13 protein-coding genes, 1 pseudogene and 1 riboswitch are annotated in these 16,100 nt (G+C 74.1%); of the genes and pseudogenes, 7 read left to right on the top strand and 7 right to left on the bottom strand.

Annotated features, from left to right (window positions below; translation table 11 throughout):
* The first annotated feature begins 158 nt into the window (after positions 1–158).
* Positions 159–620 carry a pyridoxamine 5'-phosphate oxidase family protein gene (locus ACSNOH_RS25550; RefSeq protein WP_436723764.1) on the top strand — a complete coding sequence of 154 codons (462 nt, stop codon included), beginning with the start codon at positions 159–161 and terminating at the stop codon, positions 618–620.
* Between the two features lie 188 nt (positions 621–808).
* On the opposite strand, the gene ACSNOH_RS25545 is transcribed toward ACSNOH_RS25550, so the two are convergent.
* Complete coding sequence (locus ACSNOH_RS25545; protein WP_436723763.1) at positions 809–1,714, bottom strand: LysR family transcriptional regulator; 906 nt, start codon at positions 1,712–1,714, stop codon at positions 809–811.
* Between the two features lie 75 nt (positions 1,715–1,789).
* Between ACSNOH_RS25545 and ACSNOH_RS25540 the strand changes: the two genes are divergently transcribed.
* Positions 1,790–2,782, top strand: a complete 993-nt coding sequence (locus ACSNOH_RS25540) for a DMT family transporter (protein WP_436723762.1) — start codon at positions 1,790–1,792, stop codon at positions 2,780–2,782.
* A 40-nt stretch (positions 2,783–2,822) separates the two neighbouring features.
* On the opposite strand, the gene ACSNOH_RS25535 is transcribed toward ACSNOH_RS25540, so the two are convergent.
* On the bottom strand, positions 2,823–4,154 hold the full coding sequence (locus ACSNOH_RS25535) for an aminotransferase class I/II-fold pyridoxal phosphate-dependent enzyme (RefSeq protein WP_436723761.1): 1,332 nt from the start codon (positions 4,152–4,154) through the stop codon (positions 2,823–2,825).
* 35 nt (positions 4,155–4,189) lie between these two features.
* On the opposite strand from ACSNOH_RS25535, the gene ACSNOH_RS25530 reads away from it, so the two are divergent.
* Positions 4,190–4,861, top strand: coding sequence for a pyridoxamine 5'-phosphate oxidase family protein (locus ACSNOH_RS25530; RefSeq protein ID WP_436723760.1), 672 nt, complete (start codon positions 4,190–4,192; stop codon positions 4,859–4,861).
* Between the two features lie 41 nt (positions 4,862–4,902).
* Here ACSNOH_RS25530 and ACSNOH_RS25525 read toward each other — a convergent pair whose 3' ends face one another.
* Both ACSNOH_RS25525 and ACSNOH_RS25520 read right to left on the bottom strand, forming a co-directional pair.
* Positions 4,903–5,898: an EamA family transporter gene (locus tag ACSNOH_RS25525; protein WP_436723759.1), complete on the bottom strand. Its 996-nt coding sequence runs from the start codon at positions 5,896–5,898 to the stop codon at positions 4,903–4,905.
* Positions 5,899–6,006: 108 nt separating this feature from the next.
* Complete coding sequence (locus ACSNOH_RS25520) at positions 6,007–6,621, bottom strand: Clp protease N-terminal domain-containing protein (protein ID WP_436723766.1); 615 nt, start codon at positions 6,619–6,621, stop codon at positions 6,007–6,009.
* 313 nt (positions 6,622–6,934) lie between these two features.
* Between ACSNOH_RS25520 and ACSNOH_RS25515 the strand changes: the two genes are divergently transcribed.
* On the top strand, positions 6,935–7,750 hold the full coding sequence (locus ACSNOH_RS25515) for a PhzF family phenazine biosynthesis protein (RefSeq protein ID WP_436723758.1): 816 nt from the start codon (positions 6,935–6,937) through the stop codon (positions 7,748–7,750).
* A 19-nt stretch (positions 7,751–7,769) separates the two neighbouring features.
* Here ACSNOH_RS25515 and ACSNOH_RS25510 read toward each other — a convergent pair whose 3' ends face one another.
* Positions 7,770–8,570, bottom strand: a complete 801-nt coding sequence (locus tag ACSNOH_RS25510; RefSeq protein ID WP_436723765.1) for a CPBP family intramembrane glutamic endopeptidase — start codon at positions 8,568–8,570, stop codon at positions 7,770–7,772.
* Between the two features lie 161 nt (positions 8,571–8,731).
* Complete coding sequence (locus ACSNOH_RS25505) at positions 8,732–10,237, bottom strand: glutamate--cysteine ligase (RefSeq protein WP_436723757.1); 1,506 nt, start codon at positions 10,235–10,237, stop codon at positions 8,732–8,734.
* A gap of 509 nt (positions 10,238–10,746) precedes the next feature.
* Between ACSNOH_RS25505 and ACSNOH_RS25500 the strand changes: the two genes are divergently transcribed.
* Together ACSNOH_RS25500 and ACSNOH_RS25495 are read left to right on the top strand one after the other, a co-directional pair.
* Positions 10,747–11,334, top strand: coding sequence for a hypothetical protein (locus ACSNOH_RS25500; protein ID WP_436723756.1), 588 nt, complete (start codon positions 10,747–10,749; stop codon positions 11,332–11,334).
* A 308-nt stretch (positions 11,335–11,642) separates the two neighbouring features.
* A complete protein-coding gene (locus ACSNOH_RS25495; protein WP_391826170.1) occupies positions 11,643–11,849 on the top strand; it encodes a DUF5999 family protein in 207 nt (68 codons plus the stop codon).
* Positions 11,850–12,007: 158 nt separating this feature from the next.
* Here the strand turns inward: ACSNOH_RS25495 and gcvP are convergent, their stop codons facing one another.
* Positions 12,008–14,890: an aminomethyl-transferring glycine dehydrogenase gene (gcvP, locus tag ACSNOH_RS25490; RefSeq protein ID WP_436723755.1), complete on the bottom strand. Its 2,883-nt coding sequence runs from the start codon at positions 14,888–14,890 to the stop codon at positions 12,008–12,010.
* Positions 14,891–15,081: 191 nt separating this feature from the next.
* A riboswitch (glycine riboswitch) is annotated at positions 15,082–15,193 on the bottom strand.
* Positions 15,194–15,302: 109 nt separating this feature from the next.
* Here gcvP and ACSNOH_RS25485 point away from each other — a divergent pair.
* Positions 15,303–15,650: pseudogene (locus ACSNOH_RS25485) on the top strand (PRC-barrel domain-containing protein); the annotation flags it as partial.
* Between the last annotated feature and the right edge of the window lie 450 nt (positions 15,651–16,100).

Genomic DNA, 16,100 nt, shown 5'->3' with positions numbered 1-16,100 from the left:
GTCCTCCCTCCTGGGGGCGGCGCCCGGCGGGTGCGGGCGGGCGGGCGAGCGAGCGGGCGGGCCGCGTGAGGGTAGCGGGCATTGCGCCGGCGGGGGAAGAGGCCCCACACTTTCTGATAGGCCGTCAGGTAAGGCGGAGGTGCGGGGAGGCGCGGGCCATGGTCACCACCCAGCGGCGGGGCCGCCGGATCATGATGACGGAGGCGGAGCTGGACGCCTTCCTCGCCGGGCAGCACACCTGCCGGGTGGCCACCGTGGGGCGCGACGGGCGGCCGCACCTGAGCGCGCTGTGGTTCGTCTGGGACGGGGCGGCGGTGTGGCTGTACTCGCTCGTGCGCAGCCGCCGGTGGGCGCAGCTGCGGCGTGACGCCCGGATCGCGGTACTGGTGGACGACGGACGGGAGTACGGGGAGCTGCGGGGCGCGGAGCTGTCCGGCACGGCCGCCTTCGTCGGCGAGGCCCCGCGGACGGGCCGGCCCTGCCCGGAGCTCGACGCGCCGGAGGCGCTGTTCACCGCCAAGTACTTCGGCGGCCTGCCGTCGATGCCGCACGACGGCAGGCACGCGTGGCTCCGGCTGACGCCGGACGCGGTCGTGTCCTGGGACTTCCGCAAGCGGTGAGCCGATTCAGGCGGATCGCCCCGTCGGTTCCCCTCCGCCGCGACGGCGAGAGGCAGCCATGATGCAGCAGGCCGGAAGTGCCGAGCCGGGCAAAGGCCGCAGGCCCACCGCGCCGCAGGCCGGGCCGGCTGCAGCCGGCCCGGTGAAAACCGGAGGCGGTGTGCCGCCCGCCGCGAGACGGCGCCGAGTCAGCCGGCCACCTTCTCGCCGGCAAGGCGCAACGCCTCGACCGCGGCGCGGATGGAGGGGCGCCGGTCCGCGTCGGCGCGCCAGATCGCATAGACGTGGCGGCGCACGGTGTGCCGTACGGGCACCACGCGCACCCCTTCCGGCACCGGTCCGCGGCCCAGCCGGGGCGCGACGGCGACGCCGAGCCCGGCGGCGATGAGGGCGAGCTGGGTGTGGTGCTCCTCGGCCATGTGGGAGATGCGGGGCTCGATGCCCTTGCCGCGCAGGGTGAGCATCAGCCAGTCGTGGCAGAACTCGCCCCGGGGCCAGGAGACCCAGTCGTCGTCGGCGAACTCCTCCAGGTCGACCTCCTCGCGGCCGGCGAGCGGGTGGTCCACGGGCATGGCCACGTCGGCGATGTCGTCGAGGACCGGGGCCTTGGCCAGGCCGTCCGGCATGGGCAGCGGCTTGTTGTCCCAGTCGAGGACGACCGCGACGTCGATGTCGCCGCGGACCACCTGGGGCACGGCCTCCTGGGGCTCCATCTCCTCCAGCCGGGCCCGCAGCTGGGGGTGCGCGCGGCGCAGCGCCGCGAGGGCGGCCGGGAAGAGCCCGCGGGCGGCGGTGGGGAAGGCGCCGAGGAGCAGCTCACCCACGGCCTGGCCGCGCTGCGCCTCCAGGTCGGCCTGGGCCAGCTCCACCTGGGAGAGGATCCGCGAGGCGTGGTCGGCGAGCAGCCGGCCGGCGTCCGTCAGCCGCACGCCCCGCCCCTGTTTGGCGAGGAGCTGCTGCCCCGTCTCCCGCTCCAGCTTGGCGAGCTGCTGCGAGACGGCGGAGGTCGTCACGTGCAGCCCGTCCGCCGCGGCGCTCACGGAGCCGTGGCGGGCGACGGCGTTGAGGGTGCGCAGGCGCTCCAGATTCAACATATAAGCAATCCTACGCGATAAACCCCATTTAAATTTACTTGTTCTAAGGCTTACGGCCCGGTCATTCTTACGACCATGCGCACCACGGCAACCTCCAGTTCCTCCGTCCCGTCCGGGCTCCCCGTTCGCCCGCTCCCCGCCTCCGGCCGGCAGCCACGCCGGCCGCAGCGCGGCCGCCCCGCCCTGGACTGGAGGATCCGCTTCTGTGCGCTCGCGCTCATCTGGGGCTGCAGCTTCCTGTTCATCAAGCTCGGCACGGACGGCTTCCCGCCGCTGTACGTCTCCTTCGGCCGCATGTTCTTCGGCGCGGCGGTGCTCGTGGCGACGCTGGCCGTCAAGCGGGAGCGCCTGCCGCGCTCGGCGCGCACCTGGGGCCACCTCGCCGTCGCGGCCTTCCTGCTCAACGCCCTGCCCTTCAGCCTCTTCGCCTACGCCGAACTGCGCATTCCCTCCACGCTCGCCGGCATCTGCAATGCCACGACCCCTCTGTGGGGCATGGTCCTCTCGCTCGTGGCCCTCTCCGAGGACCGGCCCACGCGGCGCCGGTTCGCCGGACTGGCGATCGGCTTCGCCGGCGTGCTGACGGTGCTCGGGGCCTGGCAGGGCTTCTCCGGCCAGGACGCGGCGGGCACCGTGATGGCCCTCGTCGCCTCCGCCAGCTACGCGGTCGGCTGGATCTACGTCCGGCGCACGCTGGCGGACCCGGGCGACTCCAACCTGTCCAAGTCCGGTGCGCAGCTGCTGCTGGGCACCCTCCAGCTGGCGGTCGTCGCCCCGCTCGTCGCTCCCGTGCCGGCCTCCTTCCCCGCCGTGCCGGTGCTGGCCGTCTTCGCCCTCGGGGCGCTGGGGACGGGCCTGGCCTTCCTGATGCAGTACGGACTGGTCGCCGAGGTCGGGCCCACGACCGCGACGATGACGACCTATCTCATACCGGTCGTGGCGACCGTCGCCGGTGTGGTCGTCCTCGGGGAGCAGCTCAGCTGGAACACCCCCGTCGGAGCGGTCATCGTGCTGGCCGGAGCCGCCCTCACCCAGAGCAAGGCGGGAGGCAGGACCCGGGGGAAGTGACGCTCCCTCCCCGCGGGGAGGGGGTGCCGGTGACGGGCCGTCAGTCGTAGCGCCCTGCCGCCGAGGGACGGGTCGCGGCCGCCAGGGCGTCCGCAACCTGTTCCGTTTCGTCCGCGGCCAGGCCCGAGACGGTCAGCCGCACCGCGGGCGGGGACGAGAGCCGGAAGCGGGCGCCCGGGGCGACCGCCCAGCCCGCGTGCAGCAGCCGTGCCACCGCCGCCGTCTCGTCGGGCACGGGGAGCCAGACGTTCATGCCGCTGCGCCCGTGCGCCTGTATGCCCCGCGCCCGCAGGGCCCGCACGAGCGGGTCACGGCGGCGTGCGTACCCGGCGGCCACCCTTGCCGCGTCCACGGCGCCGCTGCGCCACAGGTGGACGACGGCGTCCTGCAGGATGTGGCTGACCCAGCCGGGGCCGAGGCGCTGCCGGCCGCGGACGCGGTCCACGGTGACGGCGTCGCCCGCGAGCACCGCGAGGCGCAGATCGGGCCCGTAGGCCTTTGCTACGGAGCGGACGATCACCCAGTGGCCGGTGGATCCCGTGAGGGTGTGCAGGGGGAGGTCGACGATGCCGTGGCCGTGGTCGTCCTCGACGAGCAGCGTCTGCGGGTGACCGGAGAGCACGGCGCGCAGCTCTCGCGCCCGGGCCGCGCTCACCACCGCTCCCGTGGGGTTCTGCGCCCGCGCGGTGACGATCATGGCCCGTGCGCCCTGTTGCAGCACCCGGTCCGCCGCCTCGGGCAGCGGGCCGTCGTCGTCGACGGGCAGGGGAACGGGCTTCAGGCCGAGGGCCGGGACGAGGTCGAGGACGCTGCCCCAGCCCGGGTCCTCGACCGCGACGGCGTCGCCCGGCCGCAGGTGGACCGCGAGGACGCGCTCGATGGCGTCGAGCGCGCCGGAGGTGACGGCGATCGGCCCGCCGGGGACCCCGTCCGCGCTGAAGGCGGCCCGGGCCAGCCGCTCCAGCTCCGTGCCGACCGCGGGCGCGCCGTAGAGCGCGGGGGACTGCGCGGCGCGGGCCGCGGCGGCGGCGAGCGCCTCGCCGAGCGGGGGCAGCAGGGCGGGGTCGGGATTGCCCGCCGAGACATCCCGGACGCCCTCGGGGACCTCGACGTAGATCCGCTCGCGGGCCGTGCTGGCCGGGCGGTGGCGCACGCGGCTCCCCCGGCGGCCGGCCGTCTCGATCACCCCGCGCTCGCGCAGCGTGCGATACGCGGCCGCGACCGTATTGGGATTGACGCCCAGCTCGACCGCCAACTCGCGCATCGGCGGCAGCAGCTCGCCCGGGGACAGCTGACCGGCGCCCACGGCGCGCTCCACGCTCGCGGAAATCTCTGCTGCGCGGCGACCCTCGATCCGATACCCTCCTAGCACAAAAGAGATTATGCACTAGTGCAATGGAGTTCGCAATGACCGCTGCGCCGCCCGCCCCGTACGAGCAGACCGAGCGGACCACCCCGACCCGCATCCGCGAGCGCGCCTCGTACGACCGCGAGGTCGTCCACGCCATCCTCGACGCCGGCTACGTGTGCCACCTCGGCTTCGTGCGCGACGGCGCGCCGGTCGTGCTGCCCACGCTCTACGGGCGCATAGGCGACCGGCTCTACGTGCACGGCTCGACGGGTTCGCGCCCGCTGCGCAACGCCGGCCGGGCGGGGGACGCGGGCCTGCCGGTCTGCGTCACCGTCACCCACGTCGACGGCCTCGTCCTCGCGCGCTCCGCCTTCCACCACTCCCTCAACTACCGCTCCGTCGTGGTGCACGGCTCCGCCCGCCAGGTGACGGAGGAGGCGGAGAAGCGCGCGGCCCTCGACGCCCTGGTCGAGCAGGCCACGCCCGGCCGCGCGGCGGACTGCCGCCCCGCCTCCCCCAAGGAGCTCGCCGCGACGGCCGTGCTCCGCCTCGATCTTGCCGAGGTGTCCGCGAAGGTGCGCACGGGCGGCGTGAACGACGAGCCGGAGGACCTCGCGCTCCCCCACTGGAGCGGCGTCGTGCCCGTGACCACGGCGTACGGCACGCCCGTACCGGACAAGGACCTCGCGCCGGGCACTCCGCTCCCGGCCTACATCGCCGCTCTCTGAGCGCCCGGAAGCAGGCCTCCGGGCGTTCTTGAGCAGGGCGGTCAGGGCCGGGCCGCGCCCGGCGATACGGACGCGTCTTCCCCGGCCCCCGCTGCCGCCCCGCCCCGGGCCACCGGCTCCGCCGCGGCCTTCTTCGGCGTGGCGGACTGCGCGATGAAGGCGCCCGCGAGCACCACGGCGCCGCCGAGGATCTGCGGCGCGGAGAGGTGCTCGCCGAGCAGCACCCAGGCCAGCACGGTCGCGATCACCGCCTCCAGGCAGGCGACCACGCCCGCGACCTGCGGCGACAGCCGGCGCACGGCGAGCACGCCGGTCAGGTACGCGGCCACGGTGGCCACGAGCACGACCCAGCCGAGGAGCAGCGCCGCGGGCACGTCCGTGCCGTTCATCCCGGCGCTCCCGGCGAGCACCGACCAGTCCATGCCCCAGGGCCGGGCGACGGCGGTGAGGACGAGGGCGCCCAGGAGCAGCCCGTAGGCGATCACGCCGAAGGGGTCGGCGGGCTCCTCGCCGTCGCTCCCGTGGTCGGACAGCACGAAGTAGCCCACCTGGCAGCAGGCCGCGCCGAGGGCCAGGAGCAGGCCCAGCGCGTCGAAGCTCATGCCCGACCACACCTCCACCACGCAGGCGAGCCCGGCGACGGCCAGCACGACGCCCACGGCCGCGGCGCGGCTGACCGGCCGGCGCTGGACGAAGCGCACCCACCCCAGCAGGAGCGCCGGGCCGAGGTATTCGACGAGCAGCGCCACGCCCACCGGGATCCGGGATATCGCCGCGAAGTAGCAGGCCTGCACGCCGGCGACGGCCAGCAGGCCGAACCCGGCCAGGAGGGCGGGGCGGCGGGTGACGAGGACGCGGTGCCGCCAGGCGACCGGCAGCAGGACCAGGGCGGCGCCGGCGGCCCGGAGCCACACCACGTGCAGCGGGTCGAGCCCCGCCTGGATGAGCGGCTTGGCCGCGACACCGGAACCGCCGAACGCGAGCGCGGAGACGAGAGCGAGGCCCAGGCCCGCGCTTCTCCCGTGAGAGGCATGCATCGGCTCATCATGCCAGCCGATGACATGACCGTCACCCCTTGATGGTCATGACGCTTCCCTGGTCATGACGCTGCTCCCACCGGTCGCCGGGTGCCGCGGCGCTCCGCGTCACGGCATCTCATGGCCCGTCAGGCCGAGGCGGGGCACGTCGAGACCGGGCACGTCGGGACCGGGTACGCCGAGGCCGGGCACGTCGAGGTCGGGCACGTCGGAACCGGCCGCATCGAGATCGGCCGCGAGCGCCGCCGTGTCCACACCCGCCCGGCGCATGACCTCGGCCGCGCGGCACCGGTGGTCCCCGGCGAGCGCCGCCAGGAGGTCCACCCCTTCCGCACGGCCGGCGCCCCGCGCGCGGGCCCGCGCGAACGCGCCCTCCATCGCGGCGGCCGCCGCGGGCGACCAGCGCGGCGCCCGGCAGTCGAGAAGGACGGGCAGCGAGCCGGAGTCCTCGACGGTGCCGCTCCAGCGCAGCCCGTAGCCGATGGTGCGCTGGACGAGGTAGCCGAGCAGCCGCACGGACTGCCCCTCGCCCCGCCCGTCGACGGCCCGGCACACCGCGGGGTCCGCCTCCATCAGGGTGTGGAGCAGGTGAGCGGTGTCGACCTGCCGGTCGCCGTCCCGCACGGCGCGTCTGCGGGCGCCCGTGACCGCGGCCGCCAGCTCGGGCCCGAACAGGCCCTCCCGGACGGCGTCCGTCGCTCCCTTGTCTCCTACGCGGCTCAGCACCCTCCCACCCCATCAGTCACGAACCGCCGGGTCATCCCCGCAGGGAAGCATTCGCGCCTCCCACGGCGGTTGGGTACGCCCCCCGGTTTCCTCCTCCTTGAGGAGGACGGGCGCGCGTCGTTCTCAGGGGTGTTCCCGGACAGGCCGCGGGCACACCCCTGCGCCGGGCTCGGTGCGCGCAGTCCCCGGCGGCGGGCCCCCGCCGGCGCGGGCGACCGCCGGCGTGCCCGCGGGCGCCGCCCGCCCTCCCGGGCCACCACCCGTGAATTGGCCCTGGCCCGCGGGTTCTTCGGGCGCGTAGCGTCCGGCCATGCGCATTCGAATCGTCGACGCCTTCACCGACCGCCCCTTCGCCGGCAACCCGGCCGGGGTCGTCCTCTTCGACGGGGCCTTCCCCGGGGACGACCGTCTCCAGGAGATCGCCGCCGAGGTGAACCTCTCCGAGACGGCCTTCGCCCGCCCCCTCACCGGCTCCTCGCAGGACGCCGACTGGGCCCTGCGCTGGTTCACGCCCGTGACCGAGGTCGACATGTGCGGCCACGCCACCCTCGCCACGGCACACGTCCTGCGCACCACGGGCGCGGCCACCGGCACGGTCCGCTTCGCCGCCCGCTGCGGCACCCTCACCGCTACGGCGCACGAGGACGGCTCGATCACCCTTAACTTCCCGACCGCGCCCCTCACCCCGGCCGCCCTCCCCGAGGGCGTGACGGAAGCGCTGGGCGCAGAGGTGCGCAGCGCCCACGACACCGGCCCGCACATCGGCGACCTGCTGGTCGAACTGGCCGACGAGAAGAGCGTGCGGGGCCTGGCGCCCGACGTCCGCGCCCTGGCCCGGCTCTCCCGCCGCGGCGTCATCGCCACCGCCCCGGCCGAGGACCCCTCCCGCGGCTACGACTACGTCTCGCGCTGCTTCTTCCCGAACGTCGGCATCGACGAGGACCCCGTGACGGGCAGCGCGCACACCGCGCTCGCCCCCTTCTGGTCCGCGCGGCTCGGCCGGGACGACCTCACCGGGCTGCAGGCCTCGGCCCGTACGGGCCTGGTGCGCACCGGGCTGCGCGGCGACCGCACGCTGCTGACCGGCTCCGCCGTGACCGTCATCGAGGGCGACCTGCTCGCCTGACCCGGCGCCGGAGGGCGGGTCAGGCCGTCGGAAGCCAGCCGACCTTGCCCGCGAGCAGCGCGTAGCCGACGAACGCCACGACGTCGATCAGCGCGTGCGCGGCCACGAGCGGCCCGACCCGCCCCCAGCGCCGGTAGAGCAGGACGAAGACCACGCCCATCACCATGTTCCCGAGGAACCCGCCCACGCCCTGGTAGAGGTGGTACGAGCCGCGCAGCACCGCGCTCGCCGCCAGGGCCGCCGCCGGGGTCCACCCCAGCTGTCCCAGCCGCCGCAGCAGGTAGCCGACGACCACGACCTCCTCCAGCACCGCGTTCTGCACGGCGGACGCGACGAGGACGGGGATCTTCCACCACACGTCCGGCAGCGACTCCGGCACCACGGTCAGGTTGAAGCCCGCGGCCCGGACGCCGAGGTAGAACAGCAGGCCGGTGCCGCCGATGGCCGCTGCCACGCCGGTGCCGCGCGTCAGGTCGAAGCCCGGGCGGTCCCGGTCGAACCCGACCGTGCGCAGGCCCGGCGCGCCCTCGCGCAGCAGCAGGTGCGCCACCAGGAACACGGGCACGAGCGCGGTCGCGATGCCGAAGACCTGCCAGGACAGGTCGAGCCAGGGCCGGCCGGGGGCGTGCGAGGCGTTGAGGTTGGCCGCCTGGTCCTTCAGCCCGCCCGGCCTGGTCAGCGCTCCGGTGAAGCTGATCAGCGAGGAGACCGCGCTGGCCCCCAGCGACAGCGCCAGGACGAGCAGCGTCTCGCTGCGCAGCGTGCGCCGCTCCACGGCCGCGCCGCCGGGCGGCGGGCCGGGCCGGGTGCCCGGCGCGATGCCGTCCTCGCCCTGTGCGTTCTGCCGCACCTGTGCCTCCCCTTCCTCCCGCCCCACCAGCGGAGAGGCGCCGTTCCGGGCCGCCCGAGGCGGCGGCCGCCGTCACAGCTTGCCCGACGCGCCGGTGCTCGCGGGGCAGGGGGTACGGGTGAGAGCGCGTGTCAGTCCCCGGGGCCGACGGGCCAGGTGTGCACCGGCTCCCCGGTGCGCATCAGCTCGCAGTAGCGGCGGGTGGTGACGGCCAGCGCCTTGTGCCGGTCCAGGCCGCGCTCCAGGGCCCGGTGGTAGGTGGCGGCCTGCCAGGCGGCGCCGTTGGTGCGGCGGCGGCAGCGGCCCTCGACGACCCCGAGGTAGCGGTCGCGGTCGGAGGGCTCCACGCCCCAGGCGTCGAGCCCGGCGGCGGCGAGCGGCAGCAGCTCCTCCCGCACGAGCCGGACGGCGGGCATCCGCTCCAGGGCGCCGGCGCGGCCGCCCGCCTTGGGCCAGCGCAGCAGGGCGTCGATGCCGTGCCGGCAGGCGGCGTCGAAGTTGTCCGCGGCGACGGCGAACGGCAGCCGGCTCCACACCGGCCGCGGCTCCTCGGCGAGCGCCCGGACCAGCCCGTAGTAGAAGGCGGCGTTGGCGATGACGTCGGTGACGGTGGGGCCCGCGGGCAGCACCCGGTTCTCCACCCGTAAGTGCGGCACGCCGTCGGCGACCCCGTAGACGGGCCGGTTCCAGCGGTAGACCGTGCCGTTGTGCAGGGTCAGCTCGTGCAGCATCGGAACGCCGCCCTCGTCGAGCACGCGCACCGGGTCCTCGTCGGCGGAGATGGGCAGCACCGGCGGGAAGAAGCGCAGGTTCTCCTCGAACAGCTCGTACGCGGAATCGATCCAGCGCTCGCCGAACCACGTGCGCGGCCGCACCCCCTGGGCCGTGAGCTCGGGCGGGCGGGTGTCGGTGGACTGCACGAACAGCGGCGGGCGGGACTCGCGCCACAGCTCCCGGCCGAAGAGGAAGGGCGAGTTGGCGCCCACGGCGATCTGGGCGGCCGCGACGGCCTGCGCGGCATTCCACACGGCGGCGAACCGCCCCGGCGTCACCTGCAGGTGCAGCTGCACCGACGTGCAGGCGGCTTCGGGGGCGATCGACTCGGCGGTGCAGGTCAGCCGCTCGACGCCGTCGATGTCGATCGTGAAGTGCTCCCCGCGGGCGGCCACGACCTGCGCGTTCAGCATCGCGTAGCGGTCGTCGGCGGAGAGGTTCGCCGAGACCAGATGACGGTCCTCCAGGGTCGGCAGAATACCGATCATCACGACCCCGGAATCGACCTCCATCGCTTTGCGGTCGGCGTAGTAGAGGGTGGTTCGCAACTCCTCGGCAAGCTGGTCGAGGACGCTTCCGGCGAGCCGGTGCGGAACAATGTTGACTTCCAGGTTGAACCGGCCGAGTTCGGTCTGGAAATCACCGCTGGCGATACGTTCCAGCACTTCGGCGTTCACCATGCTCGGCATCCCGTCGGCCCCCGCGAGATTCAGCTCGATCTCCAGGCCCATGAGATTCCTGGGACGGTCGAAACGCTTCTCTTCCAGCAGTCTCGCCAGTGCTTCCAGGCACTGCCGGAGCTTTGCCCGGTGGCGCTGCCGGTCGGCCAGGCCGACGGCCCCGGCCACGACCTTGTCCCCCATTGCAGGGTCCCTCCTCACATGGGTCGCCGCGGCGCCGGCGGCTCGCGTCACGGTCGATGATGCCCAGCCAATGTGATCGATAACGCCCCGCCGGCACCACATACCCGCTACGCTCTCGGCAACGCATCCGGTGGCACATTCCGTCGGCATGACGGGCCGTCCGGGCTTTGCCGATACCGCTGGTCATAAACACCGATGAGATTCGGCCTACCCTGCCCGGGGAACAATGCGAGGTGACGCACCCGGCCAGGGCGCGAAATCACCGAAATCACCCCCCGATGGGGCCCTGATATCTCCTTGCCGGAAATACCGGCGACAGCTAGCCGAAACACCGTGTGAACACGTGTCGTATAAACTTCGGGGACGAGGCGGAGAGTAGGCGCACGGCCCCGGCAGCCGGTCCGACCGGCCACCTCCGACCCCTCCGGCCCCTCCTGCCTCGGCACGCCGACAGCGTCGTCCGCACCCTGCCCAGCACCACGTGTCTCCGAAGTGAGAGGCGACCCACCATGCCGCTGCATGTCCCCCCTGCCCCTGCGCCCGCCCTGCGCAGCGTTCTGAGCGCCCTCGGCTCCCCCTCCGCCGTGCGCGAGGCCCGCACCCCGTCGCTGAAGGCCGCGCAAGGCCCGCTCACCCCCGACCTCCCGCTGCCCGTCCACGTGCTGGAGCAGGTGACGGGCCGCGGGGGCGCGCCGCGCAGCCGGCTCACCGGCTGGCGGTTCCTGATCCGCGGCACCGAGCGGGTGGTGGCCGCGGGCGAGACGGTGCGGACCGCGGACGGCTGGGCCTTCGCGTACTTCTGCGAAGGCCCCTACCTCGCCTCCACGGAACGCGCCCTGCGGCAGGCGGAGGCGCTGGCGACGCCGTACCAGCCCCGGCTGCTGTCCGTGCCCGAGCTCTACATGCTCACCCTCTGGCTGCACGGGGACGTCACCGCCGACGCCTCCTCCGGGCTGCCCGGGCCCGGCGACCTCCTGGTGCCGCTCGCCCCCGCGCCGCCCGGCATCGCCGCGCACCGCCCGCACCGGTTCGCCGAGCTGCTGCCGGTCCTGACGCTCCGCCTGACGCCCGCGCCGCTGCTGAAGACCCCGGCCTGACGGCGGCTGCCCCTCGTTACCCGCTCCGCGCCCCGCGGCCCCGGCCGCGGGGCGCACACGTGTGCTCATCCTCCCGGCCTAGCCCGTACCGGCCCCCTACAACCATCCGTCCGGGCAGTGCTGTTGGGAGCAACCGCCCGCATGGGTGACGCGTCTCCAACGAGTGAGGAGCGCTGCCGGGAAATCCCTGCGGAATCACGCCCGTAGGGCAACACTGGTATCGACCAACCGATTCGCCAACGGGGGGCGGCATGAACACCGAATCGAGCCGCACGACAGCCACCACATCACAGCGAAAGAACCCTCCCATGTGCCAGCACCAGCCCACGTGCCCCTCAGCCGACTCCGCCGACCGGGAAGCCGCGCACCTCGTGGCGCACCACCCGGAGCAGGGCTGGAGCCTGCTGTGCAACGGCGTCCTGCACTTCGAGGACACCGGTGAGCTGCTGCCGGACGGCCGCGTCATCGCGCCGCACCGGCCGCTGGACACGGGAAACGTGGTGACGGCCGCCTGAGCTCGCACGCGCACCACCGCACCGCAACCGCCGCACGCACAGCACGACGCACACGGCACGCACAGCACAGCACGCACGCAGAAGGGGGCGGCCCGGCGAGATCGCCGGACCGGCCCCGACCGTTGACCGGGCCCCGCGGAAGGAGCCCGCGGCCCTGATCAGCCGTCGTAGTCCTCCAGCGGCGGGCAGGAGCACACGAGGTTGCGGTCGCCGTAGGCACCGTCGACGCGCCGCACCGGCGGCCAGTACTTGTCGGCGGAGACCCCGGCGGGGAAGACGGCCTCCTCACGGCTGTACGCGTGCTCCCACGCGCCCGTCACGGACACGGCGGTGTGCGGGGCGTTCCGCAGGGGGTTGTCGTCCTTGCTCCACTCCCCCGAGCCGACCTTCTCGATCTCGGCGCGAATCGCGATCATCGCCTCGCAGAAGCGGTCCAGCTCGGCGATGTCCTCGCTCTCCGTGGGCTCGATCATCAGCGTGCCGGCCACCGGGAAGGACATGGTCGGCGCGTGGAAGCCGTAGTCGATCAGACGCTTGGCGACGTCGTCGACGCTCACGCCGGTGGCCTTGGTCAGCGGTCGCAGGTCCACGATGCACTCGTGCGCCACCAGGCCGTTCGGGCCGGTGTAGAGCACGGGGTAGTGCGGCTCCAGGCGCTTGGCGATGTAGTTGGCGCCGAGGACCGCCACCTGCGTGGCGCGCTTGAGGCCCTCGCCGCCCATCAGCCGGACGTACGCCCAGGAGATCGGCAGAATGCCGGCCGAGCCCCAAGGAGCCGCCGAGACCGGGCCGACGCCCGTCTCCGGGCCGGCGGTGGGCTGCAGCGGGTGGTTGGGCAGGTACGGGGCGAGGTGCGCGCGGACGGCGACCGGTCCGACGCCGGGGCCGCCGCCGCCGTGCGGGATGCAGAAGGTCTTGTGCAGGTTCAGGTGCGAGACGTCGCCGCCGAACTTGCCCGGCTTCGCCAGGCCCACCAGGGCGTTGAGGTTCGCGCCGTCCACGTAGACCTGGCCGCCTGCGTCGTGGACCTCGGCGCAGATGCCGGCGACGTGCTCCTCGAAGACGCCGTGCGTCGACGGGTACGTGATCATCAGGACGGCCAGCTCGTCGCGGTACTGCTCGATCTTGGCGCGCAGGTCCTGGACGTCGATCTCGCCGTCGTCGGCGGTCCTGACGACGACGACCTTCATGCCGGCCATCACGGCGCTCGCGGCGTTGGTGCCGTGCGCCGAGGACGGGATCAGGCAGACCGTGCGCTGCTCGTCGCCGTTGGCGCGGTGGTAGGCGCGCACGGCCAGCAGGCCGGCCAGCTCGCCCTGGGAGCCGGCGTTCGGCTGGATGGAGACCTTGTCGTAGCCGGTGACCTCGGCGAGCCGCTCCTCCAGCTCGGTGATCAGCGTGACGTAGCCCTGAGCCTGGCCGATCGGCGCGAAGGGGTGGAGCGCCCCGAACTCGGGCCAGGTGACCGGCTCCATCTCGGTCGTGGCGTTCAGCTTCATGGTGCACGAGCCGAGCGGGATCATGCCGCGGTCCAGGGCGTAGTCCCGGTCGGCGAGGCGGCGCAGGTAGCGCAGCATGGCCGTCTCGGAGCGGTGCTCGTGGAAGACCGGGTGCGTGAGGTAGTCGCCGGTGCGCAGCAGGGCCTCGGGGAGCGCCTCGGCGGCCGTCGCGTCGAGCGCCTCGACGTCGCCGGCCACGCCGAACGCCGCCCAGACGGAGTCCAGGTGGGCGCGGGTGGTGGTCTCGTCACAGGCGATGCCCACGTGGTCGGCGTCGGTCAGGCGGAGGTTGACGCCCCGCTCGCGGGCGGCCTCGACGACCTCGGCGGCCCGGCCGGGGACGCGCGCGGTCAGGGTGTCGAAGTAGGCGCCGTGGAGGAGCTCGACGCCGCCGGCGCGCAGGCCCTCGGCGAGGATCGCGGCGTAACGGTGGGTGCGGCGGGCGATGGCGGCCAGGCCCTCGGGGCCGTGGTAGACGGCGTACATGCCGGCCATGACGGCGAGGAGCACCTGCGCGGTGCAGATGTTGCTGGTGGCCTTCTCGCGGCGGATGTGCTGCTCGCGGGTCTGCAGGGCCAGGCGGTAGGCCTTGTTGCCGTCGGCGTCGACGGAGACGCCGACCAGGCGGCCGGGGAGGCTGCGGGCGAACTGCTCGCGCACGGCCATGAACCCGGCGTGCGGGCCGCCGAAGCCCATGGGCACGCCGAAGCGCTGCGTGGTGCCGACGGCGATGTCCGCGCCGAGCTCGCCGGGCGGCGTCAGCAGGGTCAGGGCCAGCAGGTCCGCGGCGACGGTGACGATCGCGCCGAGCTCGTGGGCGCGCTCGATGACCGGGCGCAGGTCGCGCACGGCGCCCGAGGCGCCGGGGTACTGCAGGAGGACGCCGAAGACGCCGCGCTCGGCGATCTCGTCGGGGATGCCCGCGCTGAGATCGGTGACGACGACCTCGACACCGGTCGGCTCCGCGCGGGTCTCGATCACGGCGACGGTCTGCGGCAGGGTGTCCGCGTCGACGAGGAAGACGCCGTTCTTGACCTTGCCGACGCGCCGGGAGAGGGCCATGGCCTCGGCGGCGGCGGTGCCCTCGTCGAGGAGGGAGGCGCCGGAGGTGGGCAGGCCGGTCAGGTCGGCGACGACCGTCTGGAAGTTCAGCAGGGCCTCCAGGCGGCCCTGGGAGATCTCCGGCTGGTACGGCGTGTAGGCCGTGTACCAGGCGGGGTTCTCCATGACGTTGCGCAGGATCACCGGCGGCGTGAACGTGCCGTGGTAGCCGAGGCCGATCATGGGGGCGAGGACCTCGTTGCGGCCGGCGAGCGAGCGCAGCTCGGCGAGGACCTCGGCCTCGCTGCGGGCCTCGGGCAGGGCCAGCGCGCCCACGCTCTTGATCACTTCCGGCACGGCGGCGGCGGTGAGCTCGTCCAGCGAGCCGAAGCCGACCTGGGCGAGCATCTTGGCCTGGGCCTCGCCGTCGGGGCCTATGTGGCGGCGCTCGAACGGAGTGTCCCGTTCCAGGTCGGAGAGGGCGATGCGGTGGGCAGTCATCTGCGGAGGCCTCCTGGTCTTTGCGACCTGCGAGGGGTACCACGGCGCGGGTACCCGGACGGCCTCCCCCTCTGTCATCTCAACCTGAGAGCTTCACCGGCCCGCGGCGGCGCGCGGCCCGGCTTTCACCGTCGGTGAGGAGGGGCTTCGGCGCTGTGGCTGACCGGGCCCGCCCTGCTTTCCAGAGTGACCTCGTCCGTGCGGTACCGGGTGCCTGAGAGATTCCGGGGAGGATTTGCTCCTTCGGCGCCTCCGTCAAGCCCCGCTGGGCGGGCTTCCGGAGGACTCTCCCGCACGGATTCTGCGGCCACTCGCCAGACTACCAGCGCATGTTTCCCGCCGGATCTCCCGAGTGGCCGCTTCCCGTTTTGTGTTTTTGGGTGGGAGGAGGCGCCGATCCCGGGAGGAAACCGTGCAGAGCGACATCGATCCCCGGACCCTGATCGGCTGGAAGGTCTTCGACCGCGACGGGGCGAAGATCGGCACGGTGGACGAGGTCTATCTCGACGACCTGACCGGCGAACCGCTGTGGGCGGCGGTACGGACCGGTCTCTTCCGCCGGGACGCGTTCATTCCCCTGGCGACGGGCGAGATCACCGGGGAAGGGCTGCGCACCCCCTACGACCGGGCGCTGGTCAGGGAGGCACCGGACTTCGGCGTCGGCCGCCACCTCTCGCCGGAGCAGGAGCTGCAGCTCTACCACCACTACCGCCTGGCCGTCCCCAGCCCGGAAGGCCCTGCTGGCCCGGCGAGCCCGGGGCCGCCCGCAGCCCCGGCCCGAACCCCGGAGCCACCACCGGCCGCGGGCCCGCCTCCGGACCCGCCGCCCGCCGCCCCGGCCCGGAGCCCGAAGCCACCACCGAGGGCGGGCCCACCTCCCGGCCCACCGGAACCAGCGCCGGATTCTGGCCAAGGCCCGGGTCCAGAACCGGGCGCGGACCCGCCTCCGGACCCACCGCCCGCCGCCCCGAAGCGGTCCGCCGACCTGCCGCCCGACAGACAGGGACCGGCTACGAGGCCGGAGGCGGGACCGGCCCCGGCCCGAAGCCCGAAGCCGCCGCCGGAAACCGAGCCACCCTCCGGGCCGGGCCCCGGACCGAGACCGGCTCCGAGGCCGGGGCCGGGGTCCGCTCCGGGACTGTAGGGATCGGCTCCCGGGCAGGGGCCGGCACCAGCTCCGGACCAGGGTCCGGGGCCGAGACCGGCTCCG

Source organism: Streptomyces sp. URMC 127 (genome assembly GCF_051386535.1).
In the GTDB taxonomy this organism is placed as follows: Bacteria; Actinomycetota; Actinomycetes; order Streptomycetales; family Streptomycetaceae; genus Streptomyces.
Note: the sequence above shows the minus strand (reverse complement) of the source record. Positions and strands in the feature narration are given on the sequence as shown.

Excerpts from the sequence above, each read along its gene's own strand:
- ACSNOH_RS25545 (WP_436723763.1), bottom strand. The coding sequence starts at position 1,714 with ATGTTGAATCTGGAGCGCCTGCGCACCCTCAACGCCGTCGCCCGCCAC.
- gcvP (WP_436723755.1), bottom strand. The coding sequence starts at position 14,890 with ATGACTGCCCACCGCATCGCCCTCTCCGACCTGGAACGGGACACTCCG.
- ACSNOH_RS25500 (WP_436723756.1), top strand. The coding sequence starts at position 10,747 with ATGCCGCTGCATGTCCCCCCTGCCCCTGCGCCCGCCCTGCGCAGCGTT.
- ACSNOH_RS25525 (WP_436723759.1), bottom strand. The coding sequence starts at position 5,898 with ATGCATGCCTCTCACGGGAGAAGCGCGGGCCTGGGCCTCGCTCTCGTC.
- ACSNOH_RS25540 (WP_436723762.1), top strand. The coding sequence starts at position 1,790 with ATGCGCACCACGGCAACCTCCAGTTCCTCCGTCCCGTCCGGGCTCCCC.
- ACSNOH_RS25550 (WP_436723764.1), top strand. The coding sequence starts at position 159 with ATGGTCACCACCCAGCGGCGGGGCCGCCGGATCATGATGACGGAGGCG.
- ACSNOH_RS25530 (WP_436723760.1), top strand. The coding sequence starts at position 4,190 with ATGACCGCTGCGCCGCCCGCCCCGTACGAGCAGACCGAGCGGACCACC.
- ACSNOH_RS25495 (WP_391826170.1), top strand. The coding sequence starts at position 11,643 with ATGTGCCAGCACCAGCCCACGTGCCCCTCAGCCGACTCCGCCGACCGG.
- ACSNOH_RS25505 (WP_436723757.1), bottom strand. The coding sequence starts at position 10,237 with ATGGGGGACAAGGTCGTGGCCGGGGCCGTCGGCCTGGCCGACCGGCAG.
- ACSNOH_RS25515 (WP_436723758.1), top strand. The coding sequence starts at position 6,935 with ATGCGCATTCGAATCGTCGACGCCTTCACCGACCGCCCCTTCGCCGGC.